This is a genomic window from Pseudoalteromonas sp. SG43-5 (assembly GCF_014164345.1).
Lineage (GTDB): Bacteria > Pseudomonadota > Gammaproteobacteria > Enterobacterales > Alteromonadaceae > Pseudoalteromonas > Pseudoalteromonas distincta.
The window spans coordinates 16,100-28,392 of the sequence record NZ_JACJFA010000029.1 but is presented as its reverse complement, the minus strand read 5'-3'; the positions used below and the strand labels follow the sequence as shown (position 1 = coordinate 28,392).

The following is a 12,293-nucleotide window of genomic DNA, read 5'->3' as shown; positions in this document are numbered from 1 at the left end:
CCTGCATAAATCTTTGATCAATTTAACGAATTAAATTGCACTATAACGTCGTTAAAAATTTTTTATTTAGAACAACTAGATACAAAAACTTTTGCCTAGTTCTAGCGTAATTTTCTTAACGTTAAATAGACCCCATATATAAGCAGATTGGTATTACTTTTTAGCTAATAAAGTAAGCTTACCCAATGTAACTATTGCTTGCTCAATTTGCGCGTTCCATTGCACACCATAACTTAATCTTACGCAGCTTTTATATTTATTAGAGGCCGAAAAAACAAGCCCAGGGGTAATACTAATACCAACCTCAAGCGCAAGTAAAAACAATGTTTGGCTATCGTACTCGCCTCCTAAATCTAGCCACATAACGCAGCCTCCTTTTGGATCGCTTATACGTGTATTTTTTGGCATAGCTTGTTGTAAGCACCATCGCATACGCTCTTTGTTATCGCGCAGGCGTTGCCTAAGTATTTTTAAATTTCGGTCGTACTCGCCGCTGGCAATAAATTCAGATAACGTCCATTGGTTTATTAACGAAGCAGAGCAACTTAGTGCTCTTTTATATCGCCTTGCTTGCGTTGCAAATTTACCCGCAACTAACCAACCTACACGATAGCTCGGCGCTGCCGTTTTAGAAAAAGATGAGCAACTAATCACTAATCCTTTTTTAGAGTACGCTAAAGCAGGTGTGCCTCGTTTTGCCGTAAAATATAAATCGCCATATACGTCATCTTCAATAAGCACTACGTCATGACTTTCAAGTAGCTCCACCAGCTGCTGTCTGTTTGTATCAGGCATAAAGCTGCCCACAGGGTTACTAATTGCAGTCGAGAATAAACACGCTTTTATATCATGCTCATTTAAAGCGCGTTCCAAATCACTTAACCAAATACCATTATCTGGGCACAGTGGTATTTCGAGCGCTTTAAGCCCTAGGCTTTCTATTAACTCGATAATCCCGTGATAGCAAGGCGTCTCAATGGCAACTACATCGCCTGGCTTTGTCACACACTTAAGTGCAATAGCCATGGCTTCTTGCGCACCATTGGTGATCACAAGCTCGTCCATATTTATGCCAATACCAAAATCTAAATAGCGATGCACCAATTGCTTTTTCAGCGGTACAAACCCATCTGTTGGTCCATAGTTAATAGCTTTACTGCCCGCAATTGTCATTACACGGCGCATGTTTCTGGCGAGTGCTTTATCGGTGGGTGCAGCAGCAATTGGATTAGCGATACCAAAAGGAACTACATTAGCTTGATGAATCGCACTGTATACCTGCTCTATTAAGGCTTGTTTATTTACCACAACAGGTTCGCGACTTAATTTAACTCGCTTAGGTAAATTATGCGCCATGCTAACGACTTTTAAAAAATACCCTGATTTTTCACGTGCCTCTACTAACCCCTGATCTTCAAGTGTTTGATAAGCTTGCTTCACTGTCGGAATACTAATGTTTAAGTTATCTGCCATTTTACGCAGTGATGGAAGTTTTTCGCCAGGAAGTAAAACCTGCTGGGCGCTCATATCTCTGATCAACTGAATAACTTGCTGATATAGAAACTCATGCCCCTGGCTATTTTTTTGTCTTATCATCACGCATCCAAATCTGTATAGGTTACATTTTTACTTTTCTGTATATGGTAAGTATACAGACAGGTCTTAAAATAGCCATTCAATCGGGCTTTGGAGAGTAACCATGAAAAGTGCAGCGCTATACATTACAACCGTTTTAATTTGGGGTTCTACTTGGTTAGCCATCGAATTTCAGCTAGGTGATATTGCGGTAGAGCTATCGTTATTTTATCGCTTTGCTATTGCAGCACTTTTAATGTGGTTATATGTAGCGTACAAAAAACCGGATATGCGCTTTTCATTAATCGATCATGGCTTTTTTGCTTTGTTGGCTATTTGTAATTTTGCCTTAAATTACTTAATGCTTTACTGGGCACAAAATTACTTAACCTCCGCTATGACCTCTATCGCCTTTTCACTATTGCTGGTTATGAACATAGTTAACACTCGACTATTTTTTGGTAAACCTATCTCAAAACGAATTTATACCGGTGCCGCACTCGCTGTATTAGGTATTACGTGTCTGTTTTGGCCACAGTTACAGCAGTTCGACTTAAGTAACGGTGCATTGGTCGGGTTACTACTTGCCCTTGGTGGCACCTTTGTGGCTTCATTGGGCAACATGATAAGCGTTCGTAATTCTCGTAAGCAAATTGGCGTATTGCAGGGCAATGCATGGGGCATGTTATATAGTGCTATAGGCTTAGCTTTATATGTATTAATGAACGATGTGCAATTTAGTTTAAACGCCCCAACTAGCTACTGGTTATCATTACTTTATTTATCAATATTTGGCACAGTAATCGCTTTTGGTTGTTACTTTGCACTACTAAAAAATATAGGCCCTGAAAAAGCCAGCTACGTTATTGTTTTATTCCCATTAGTGGCAGTAACACTGAGTAGCTTTTTTGAAGGCTTTGAATGGCACGCAAATACCTTTGCAGGGTTTAGCTTAGTGCTATTAGGTAACGCCATTGTGCTTACCCCAACAAAACGAATTAACGCCTTTTTAGCTAATAGAGCAATAGCTAAAAGTGGCTCCGTCCCCAGTTAGACGCGTTATTAACGCAACTAACGCAAAAGCGCCTACTTTACTGAAGGCGCTTTTTTATTGGCATATGAAAAAGTAAGACCTGTCCATACACACTAACAACTGCAGGAGTTTTACCTATCAGCTCACCATCTGCTTCAATCAATAACCCTTCAGTTTTTATGGAAGCTGTATTTAAGCGACTATAGGTAAGGTTTTTTATATACTCATGACGCTTAAAAAATAACTTAATAAAGCTTATTACATTATAAAAAAGCCCACCCGATCGCATTTGATAACACTCAAGCTGGCCATCAGTTAAATCTGCTTTTGGCGCTATTTTTAGCCCGCCACCAAAGTACTTATGATTAGCAAATACAGTAATTAAATTTTGATACTGCCGAGCATCGTTATTAAACGTACCTTGTAACTGCTGAGCTTGATAATAAAATAGCTCTTTAATGCTCGTCCAACTGTAATCAAAAGATGAAAAATTAGCTTTATCGTTAATAGTTTTAATCACATGAGCATCAAATCCTACCCCTGCAATATTAATAAAATAGCGGCTATTAATTTTTCCTATATCAATTGCTGTCGGTGTATTAAATAATGCCTTTCGCCAATCATCTTCTTTGCAATTAAACCCTCTGGAGAAATCGTTACCTGTACCGCAAGGTAATAATGCTAACGAACAGCTGCTCCCTATTAGTGCATTAACCGCCAAGTTCAATGTACCATCGCCACCTAGTGCAACTACTTTGGGAAATTTACTCAGTAACAACCTTATTTGAGCGCAGTCATCGTCAAAGCTTCCCGTTGTAGTAAATATACAATAAGAAAAGCTGCGTTTTTTACAGATATTTTTAAGCCATGCCAATGATTTTTGGCTCTGTTTTTTGATACTTGGTTTAATAATTATAAGTAGTGACAAGCTTTTGTTTCCAGCAATGTATTTTAGAGTGAGATAACAAACGTTTAATTAAATTTTTTTAATCTGAATAAATAATCAAAAAACATTGTATAAAATGCATAAAAATAAATTAAAAAACCAAAAACCCCAACATCAAAGGGGTTAAAACCAACCGTCATATAAATAGCTATGCAAAAACAGTAATGCAACTTACTGAATCGCATATTAATAAAATCAATTCAGATTAGTTTAACTAATCCCTCAGGCTCAATTTTTATCGTTGTATTTTTAATCAAACAACGTGCAAAATGCACGCGATTTCAACAGATACGACCGGAGCAAAATAATGAAACCAATTAATACATTAAATCAAACAGCAGTAGCGCAAGTAGCCGTTAAACCAACTAACCGTAAAGCAAGAATGTTAGCTAAACTTAACACGATTGGTAAAAGACTAGCACTTAGCGGTGCAGCTCAATATAAATAATCATCCAACCATGATTATTTTTCGGTGCAGCGAACACTCAACCACTAAATGAAGTCACTTATTTAGCTCCCATTGTTTGCTGCAACCTATTTATTTTATTAAAAATTGCCTTAATTTCCCCTTATTTACAAAAAAAACCTCATTTACGTATATTTTTTAGGCAAACAGTCATTTTGCTATTTACACAGCGGTATCACCTAAGTATTATTCTGCGTCACGGAGAGATGGCAGAGTGGTCGAATGCACCGGTCTTGAAAACCGGCATGGGTTTATAGCCCATCTAGGGTTCAAATCCCTATCTCTCCACCATATTTTAATTGGTGGCTTTTTTTATTCCATCAATACAACCGGTTATGCGTTGGAGAGGTGTCCGAGTGGCCGAAGGAGCTCCCCTGCTAAGGGAGTATAGAGTTTGTAGCTCTATCGAGGGTTCGAATCCCTCCCTCTCCACCATACTTAATTTAAACCACTTAATTGTGGTTTTTTTGTGCCTAAAATTTAACACCGATACTAAATTGGGAGGGTGAGAACCCTCGACATGGTTCGACAAAATGTCTGGAATATTTTAGGCCGCTGCAAGCGTCGCGTAGCGATTGATTACATGGATGTAAGCAAGTCTATCCCTCCCTCTGGACCATACGTAATTTAAACCACTTGATTGTGGTTTTTTGTGCCTAAAATTTATAAAAACTAAACAAATTGTGCCTAGTAATAACTTAGGGCATTATTAACACAACTTTAGCCACTTTTAGGTTTAGCTATGATCCGGTTCATATTGCTATCATTTTGCGCGGCAGCACCATTTTTTACCTTGGCACAAAGTACAACAGTGTATAAGTGTGTAATTAAGGGCGTTCCTACTTTTAGCCAAACGCCTTGCGCTAAAGATGCACAAGTTATTACTCTAAAAGATATAAATGTAATTGAAGCATATAAAAGCTCTACGCCCGGTAAAGGTATTACCGATACCTCTGTTGATGACTACTTAGAGGTTCAGCAAATAGAGCGTGAAATAAAGCGCCTTGAGCTATCTATTGAACAAAGCCAAAAAGAATACGCAGCTAAAAAACAACAAATAGATTATATGACCCAAGATAAGGCCAATCGTTTAGGCGCTTCGTCTATTGCTGATGCTATCGCAACTAAAACAAATTCATTAAAACAAGCCTACGACGCATCAATTAGTCAAACGCAGCAAAAAATAGAGTCATTAAAGCAAAGAAAGCAGCAGCTTAGCCAAAACCCTTAAGCGCTCGTTTTACTATAGAAATAAATTGCGCAACGTCTTCTTGAGTATTATAAATATGTGGCGATACTCGTATTCCAAATTTGCGAGCATCTACACTGACTTTCGCTTTATTAAGCGCTTTAAGTACATGGTCTTGCTGCTTGTTAAAAAACAAAATAACAGTCCCGCTGCATTTATCACCACTCATAGGTGATACAACATATTCGCTTAGTTGCTCATGAATAAGCGTAAGCATCGCTAAGTTATGCACCCTTACCTTGTGAGCTGTTAGCTCTGCAAAGTAGGTAATACTATTTGCGGCAATAATATAAGGCGCTACAGAAGGGGTGCCACCCCAAAACTTGAGCGCACTGGCGTTATATTCAAAGTGGTTAATATCGAACTCAAATGGATTTTGATGCGAAAACCAACCCACATCTTTAGGCTCACAATACTCTATTTGATTTTTGTTAACCCATAAATAAGCTGCACCTGGGCCACCACATAACCATTTAACGCTCGAGCCAATCATAAAGTCCGCATCGAGCACGCTTAAATCAAGCGGTATAACACCCGCTGACTGAGCAACATCAACTATTGATAAACTATTGGTAAATTTACTTATAGCTACAATATCGTACACAGGCGCCTGTACACCTGTATTTGAATATACATGACTTATAAAAACTAAATCGATGTCGGCGGTTATATAACGCTGCCAAACACTAATATCAGTTAGGTTTTCGTGCTCAGGTATAAATATGATTTGCGCGCACTTTGGCAACGCTTTTTGCATTGCAAAACCCATACTCGGAAAATCACTTTGCGCCATAAGCACTTTACAATTTTTTTGCTGTAGCCGTGGATGCGACATAAGCAATTTTGTTAAGCCACTTGATAAATTAACCTGAGGACAAAACTGCGAACTAGGCGCATTAAATAACTTACAAAGCGCGGTAGTAAATTGCTCAACTGCGGGCAGCCATTGTTGCCAAGGTTCTTTATTTGAGCTCTCCCACGGTAAAAAGTAGTGCTGTGCTAAATATTGCTGTGTACTTTTAAGAGGACGCCCTACCGAGTGGTTTAATAAATAACAGCCATCGGCCATACAAAAATCATTTTTAAGCATACTATTTAACCCATTCTTTAAGTGTATTTAGATCGTCAAAACGTGTTTTTATATCGTCGCGTTTGGCACTGGCTCGCCTATCTCTTAATTTTTCGAGCGAATCAAGTAACACATGAAGCGGCGGACCACTTGCTGTTACCTTGCTCATATGCTGCTGTTGCATATTTTTTGAGGGCTGAGCAATAAACTTTTCAACCAGTTGATTATGATGACCGACTGCGGTGTCGCCATGTAATTTACACACTTGGATAAATAACGTTGCGTGGCTTTTAAACCAATCTGTATTTTTATATTGCTCTGCTTGTAAAAAGTCATCCATAAAGCTTTGCATACGCATGGCTTCTCGCAGGATTTGTTGATCCTCTGGCATCATATATAAAAACTTATCCACCAGCATTTGCGAGTAACTAGGCTCGTTTGCACTACACAGCCCTAACAGCATATCAATCACGTTAATACCTGCAAAGTCACCAGCATTTGCCCCTCTGTAAACCTCTTTACCTACACGGTACGGTTTATAATAAGGGCGAACGCAGTTAAAAAAGCGATCTGTATCGAGCTCAGAATAAAGTGCATTGTTTGACTCAATTACATCTATAAGCGCTTGTTTAGCTACTTTTAATAACTCACCACACAAGGGATGTGAAATACCTAACGGCAATATTTTTAATAATGCATCACTTGCCCGTTTGTAGGCCAAAATGCCTTGAGTGTTATAATCAAGAAACAGCTTTTCATCAGGTAAATTGGTAAATCGTTTATAAATACCGTTAAGTGCTTTGTTATGAGTAGTTAAGTGGGCGGTAGCAAAACGAGGGGTTACGCCAATAGATGCGCCTATATGCATAGCAAGCGCTGAGGCTTCTATTAGCGGTGAAGTGGTTTCTCTGCTTGGCTCAGTAATTTCATGGCGCCTACACGCTGCCATAAATAATCCTACGTTACCGAGTAAGTCAAAAGCGCTATCAAAGCCTTGATCTGTGTTTCCCTCGGCTAATAAATTGCTAATTAATACGTTGCCTTCTTTTTCTAATTGTTGCTTTAAGGCCTCGCCTACCCCTTCTACATTTGCTTTATCGGTTTGCTGCCAATAAAGCTGCTCTAATTCACTATTTAAAGTGACAAACTCTGTTCGTATCCAGTGATCGAAAATAGCGGTATGTGTGTTCATTGTTGTGCTCTATTATTTTTATAGTTAAATGCTAACAGAGTTCAATGAGGGTAAAACGCCAAAAAAATTAGTAAAAACTGCAATACTTAGCAATAATCACTACAAATATAAAAATAATTAATAAAAGCCGACAACTATGTTAGATAAAAAAGATCAGCAATTACTCGTTGCACTGCAAAGCCAAGCTCGTATGTCGGTTTCAGACTTGGCCAGTAGTATTAACCTATCGGATACACCTTGCCTAAGACGTATAAAAAAGTTAGAGCAAGAAAACATTATTACCGGCTACCACGCCGCCATAAACCCTAAAGCACTTAACCTTAATGTGTTGGTATATGCGTTTGTGCGATTAAGCCAAAACTCGGTAAGTGCTGCAGAGCAATTTGAGCAACATGTAGAAAAATTACCACATGTATTAGAGTGTTGTGTAATATCAGGGAGCTATGATTATTTATTAAAAATAATTGCACATGATCTTGAGAGCTACGAAACATTTGTAAAACATCAACTAGGTGGCTTAAGTTGTATCGCAAATATAGAATCAACAGTTGTGCTTAAACAATCATTTAGCAAAAAACAGTTACCATTATAAAAATAACCCAAATAACTTACTGTTAGCTATACTGATATTTCAAAACGATAATAATAATTGCTTGGACCTTATGTGAAAAATTTTAACTCTAAAAATCATTCTATTATTTTTTACATCATGTTTGCTTTAGCATATTTTTTAGTGGGTATAGCACTCACTAAACTTGCTTTTAATTCGCAAATAATTCCAATTTGGTTACCTGCTGGTATAGCTTTGGTCGGTTGTTATATTTGGTGGTGGCGCTTTATCCCGCCTTTATTTGTAGCTGCAATTGCATTTAATTTAAATATTTTTGATAGTTCAGCTCATGAGCTAGTCCTGGTCGGTAACTCATTTAACGAGGCTATGTATATCGCCTTTGGTGTGGTTATACAGGCAATGGTGGGCGCTGCTTTACTAAAATTTTGGCTTGGCCACCCACTACGCTTTAAAAAGCGTAAAAATATAATTTACTTTATCCTTGTCATAGCAATATTGGTCAGCTTAATTTCGGCTAACTTTGGCGTATTTGCCTTAAGCCAATTCAACTCGGTTTACAGTGTTGATAATCATTGGAAGAATGTTACTTACTGGTGGCTTGGTGATACATTAGGAGTATTAATTGCGACTCCGCTTTTACTTTCTTTATTACCACAAAAGTCTAATCAACATAATATATCGGCGTTTCCGACAATTGCAGTATGCTCTATTTTATTTTTATCAGTCGCGGTAACAACGCAGTTATACGATCAAGAAAATCGTATAAACACTATTAAAATTGCTGAACGTGAAGTCCATGTTATAGAAAACAGCCTTTATAGATATACAAATCGTAGTATTATTGCAGTGCAGAGCCTAGCAAGTCAGGTACAGTCATCTCCCATGCTAAGCCAGCAAGATTTTTATTCTTATGCTAGCCAGTTACTAACTCAGCACGCATTTATTAACGCCTTATCGTGGAACGCAAAAATACCTCAAGATCAACGCGACGTCTTTGCCCAAGAAATATCAAACATTTATCATTTAGATATTGATGTAGTTGGCGAACCTCTTGAAAGTAGCGATCCCCTTGTGATAGTAAAATACATAGCTCCTTTTAATGGTAATCAAAAAGCTATTGGCTTTAATGTATTTTCAAACCCTGATCGAAAAAGCTCTCTGCTTAACCCCGCTATAAAGTACATGCCAGTAGGAACTAAAATAATTCAGTTAGTGCAAACCAAACAACCTAAACCAGCCTATTTATTATTTGCCCCTGTGTACTCCCAGCATAGTGATGAAAAAACAATTAAAGGCTATGCCACTGGTGTATTTTTAGTGCGTAGTATTATTGAGCAGGCAATTTCTAAAGAACAGTCTGATATGTTTTCGATTGGTATATACGAAGATACAAACACTCCGCCGTTTTATAGTAATTACTCTCAAAATGTTCAGCAAGCTAAAGGCAGCCGCTTAATGTCGTTTGATGTGGACTTTGCAGGGCAAAAATGGATTGTAAAACTAGCCCTTAAAGAAAGCTTTTTAACACAACATAATAGTCAACTAACTTTATTATTACTCATACTTCAAGTTGCCGTATGTTCTTTAATTTTAATGGTTTTACTGCTGTTTAATCAGCAACAAATCGCACTTACACGTCAAGTTGCAGAGCGTACTCACTCACTCGCACAAGCAAAGAAGCAGTCCGATTTAGCTAATCAGGCTAAAAGCCAATTTTTAGCGAATATGAGCCACGAAATACGAACACCATTAAACGCCGTTATTGGTTTTTCTTCACTTGCTAGAGAAACAGACAATGCAAATACACTCATTGGCTATTTAGATAAAATAAACTCAGCATCTAAAAGCTTATTAAACTTAATTAATGACATTCTTGATATATCAAAAATAGAATCCCAAAAGTTAGTTATTGAATCTATTGCATTCGACTTAGGTGCTTTAATAACACGTATAAACAACATGTTTGAGCAAAGCGCAGTTAACAAAGGTATTAAATGGCAAGTTAATTCAAAGCTACCTGTTGATACCTGGTTTATTGGTGATCCTATGCGAATTGAGCAAATATTACTTAATTTATGTAGCAACGCGATTAAATTTACAAGCCAAGGCAGCGTTACTTTAAACATAGAAACAGAGTTTACCGCCGCCAATAAAGTACAGCTAGTTATAACCGTTAGTGATACCGGCATAGGTATAAAACCAAGCCAACATAAAAAATTATTTAACGCATTTACCCAAGCGGATAGTTCTACCTCAAGGCAGTTTGGTGGTACAGGCCTTGGCTTAACCATAGCGAAAGAGTTAAGCCAATTAATGGGGGCTGATATAACACTTAAAAGTGAAATAAATAAAGGCTCTACTTTTACATTTTCAATGCGATTAGAAACAACAGAACCTAAAAAAGAACATGTTATTACATTTGATAATACTAATATTACTTCGCTAGATATTTTGGTCGCAGAGGATAACCCAGTAAATCAAATGGTTATTAAAGCGATGCTTGGCTCGTTAGGAATTGTGCCGTATATAGTAGAAAATGGCGAACTGGCCGTTGATATAGTTAAAAAGCAGCATTTTGACTTAGTGCTTATGGATTGCCAAATGCCTGTAATGGATGGCTATAGAGCAACGGCACTGATCCGCCAGTTTAAAACTGAACAAGAGCTCCCGATTATTGCTTTAACTGCCGACGTCATGCCAGAGGATAAAGCACATGCACAAGCCGTTGGATTTAACCAGCACCTTGCAAAACCGCTTGAACTCATTAAGCTAACCGAGTGTCTTGTCCAATATGCAGAAGTTAATGAACAATAGTGGTTTAATTTTAAGAATAGTTTTAAGAGTCGCTTTTGGTTTTGTTTTAAGTGTTTTTTCGCATACAGCTATCGCTCAAAACTGTATCTCGCAGGCGAGCGACTTTAAATTTATAACAAAAAGTAAGCAACAAGGCTTATTACGCTTTGAAAAAGAGCACAACCACCAGCGCTTTAATTACCACGCACTTTTACCATTTAACGATTACTTAGATTTTGCATATAAACATATAAATAAAACCAATCCACGTGCAGATATGCCATGCCCTGTTATTACACAAACGTACCAGCAATTAGTAACACAAGGTACGCGAAAACCTGACCCTACTATTGCAGATATTATTGCCCCTTTTGAGCTTACGCATCCAAACAGCAATAAAGTTGCACTACTAATTCACGGGCTAACTGACTCACCCTTTACGTATCACGATTTAGCACAAGTGTATTATCAACAAGGCTATACTGTGCGTACTATTTTATTACCAGGACATGGAAGCGCCGCAAGTGCATTACTCAATGTAGAGGTTAGCCAATGGCAACAGGCAATAAAATACGGTATTAAACGCTCGGTGCAAGACTTTGATGAGGTGATACTCGCAGGTTACTCTACCGGTGCAGCGTTACTTATTGATTACGCAACCAAGCACACTGTTTCACCCAAAATTAAAGCGCTTATGCTTTATTCGCCAGGCTCCGAGCCACATAATAAGTACGGCTGGATAGCAAAGTGGATTGATGACATACCCTTTGTTAATTGGATAGATAAAGACGCCGATGTAGACTTTGCTAAGTATGAATCATTTCCTTTAAATGCAGCTGCCGCGTCGTACGATGCAATGTCACTTGCAAGCGTAAGTAGCTTAAACAAACGCTCTGCACTTAAATTACCTATTTTTAGTGTACTTAGCGATATTGATACCACGATAGATACGCGTGCCACGCTAAAATTATTAAGTGCGTTACACAAAGATAATTCAGTAAAATATAAGCCGCTCGATACTTTAGTGCTTTATGGAAGCACTGATATTTTACCGCCAGACTTTGCTAGTGACTACACAGTAAATAACCCGCAATGCACATCGCCTCAGTGTAAAAAAGTTCATGGTATGTCGCATATTGCTATTGTTAACTCACCGCAAAATCCACATTATGGGATTAACGCAACCTATCGTAATTGTGGCAGCTTTATTAACGACGAGTCCCTGTACAAAACATGTAAAACAACAAAAAATCCACAACTAGGAGAGCGTACAAGCGCCAACTTAAAACACTATCCGGCTTTACAACGCTTAACTTATAATCCTCATTTTACCGAGCTTAAAAAGCAAATTAGTACGTTTATTAAAAACGTAGAACAGCTTAGAACAACTACAAGGTAA

General features: G+C 38.0%; 10 protein-coding genes and 2 tRNA genes. 8 read left to right on the top strand and 4 right to left on the bottom strand.

Translation table 11 applies throughout. The features are described 5' to 3' along the window. Positions 1-153: 153 nt before the first annotated feature. Positions 154-1,596, bottom strand: coding sequence for a PLP-dependent aminotransferase family protein (locus H5161_RS18925; protein ID WP_182769865.1), 1,443 nt, complete (start codon positions 1,594-1,596; stop codon positions 154-156). A gap of 103 nt (positions 1,597-1,699) precedes the next feature. On the opposite strand from H5161_RS18925, the gene H5161_RS18920 reads away from it, so the two are divergent. Further along, positions 1,700-2,629, top strand: coding sequence for a DMT family transporter (locus H5161_RS18920; protein WP_182696294.1), 930 nt, complete (start codon positions 1,700-1,702; stop codon positions 2,627-2,629). Positions 2,630-2,666: 37 nt separating this feature from the next. On the opposite strand, the gene H5161_RS18915 is transcribed toward H5161_RS18920, so the two are convergent. Then, positions 2,667-3,536, bottom strand: coding sequence for a diacylglycerol kinase family protein (locus H5161_RS18915; RefSeq protein WP_182712683.1), 870 nt, complete (start codon positions 3,534-3,536; stop codon positions 2,667-2,669). 325 nt (positions 3,537-3,861) lie between these two features. On the opposite strand from H5161_RS18915, the gene H5161_RS18910 reads away from it, so the two are divergent. From H5161_RS18910 to H5161_RS18895, 4 genes are all read left to right on the top strand, one after another. Next, on the top strand, positions 3,862-4,002 hold the full coding sequence (locus H5161_RS18910; RefSeq protein WP_164487637.1) for a hypothetical protein: 141 nt from the start codon (positions 3,862-3,864) through the stop codon (positions 4,000-4,002). Positions 4,003-4,220: 218 nt separating this feature from the next. Next, a tRNA-Ser gene (locus H5161_RS18905) sits at positions 4,221-4,311 on the top strand. A 51-nt stretch (positions 4,312-4,362) separates the two neighbouring features. Then, positions 4,363-4,455: transfer RNA gene (locus tag H5161_RS18900), tRNA-Ser, on the top strand. Positions 4,456-4,762: 307 nt separating this feature from the next. Further along, positions 4,763-5,251, top strand: coding sequence for an RNA-binding protein (locus H5161_RS18895; protein WP_024597153.1), 489 nt, complete (start codon positions 4,763-4,765; stop codon positions 5,249-5,251). Here H5161_RS18895 and H5161_RS18890 read toward each other — a convergent pair. Both H5161_RS18890 and H5161_RS18885 read right to left on the bottom strand, forming a co-directional pair. Further along, positions 5,235-6,359, bottom strand: a complete 1,125-nt coding sequence (locus H5161_RS18890; RefSeq protein ID WP_182769864.1) for an aminotransferase class V-fold PLP-dependent enzyme — start codon at positions 6,357-6,359, stop codon at positions 5,235-5,237. The two genes, H5161_RS18895 and H5161_RS18890, sit on opposite strands and share 17 nt — an antisense overlap. A 1-nt stretch (position 6,360) precedes the next feature. Then, positions 6,361-7,530 carry a monodechloroaminopyrrolnitrin synthase PrnB family protein gene (locus H5161_RS18885; protein WP_182749545.1) on the bottom strand — a complete coding sequence of 390 codons (1,170 nt, stop codon included), beginning with the start codon at positions 7,528-7,530 and terminating at the stop codon, positions 6,361-6,363. Positions 7,531-7,666: 136 nt separating this feature from the next. Here H5161_RS18885 and H5161_RS18880 point away from each other — a divergent pair, with 136 nt between their 5' ends. The 3 genes from H5161_RS18880 (at position 7,667) to H5161_RS18870 (ending at position 12,293) form a co-directional block, all read left to right on the top strand. Continuing rightward, positions 7,667-8,122, top strand: a complete 456-nt coding sequence (locus H5161_RS18880; RefSeq protein WP_076925888.1) for an Lrp/AsnC family transcriptional regulator — start codon at positions 7,667-7,669, stop codon at positions 8,120-8,122. 72 nt (positions 8,123-8,194) lie between these two features. Then, a complete protein-coding gene (locus tag H5161_RS18875; RefSeq protein WP_182769863.1) occupies positions 8,195-10,915 on the top strand; it encodes an ATP-binding protein in 2,721 nt (906 codons plus the stop codon). Then, positions 10,905-12,293, top strand: coding sequence for a carboxylesterase (locus tag H5161_RS18870; protein WP_182769862.1), 1,389 nt, complete (start codon positions 10,905-10,907; stop codon positions 12,291-12,293). The genes H5161_RS18875 and H5161_RS18870 overlap by 11 nt, the downstream gene beginning before the upstream one ends.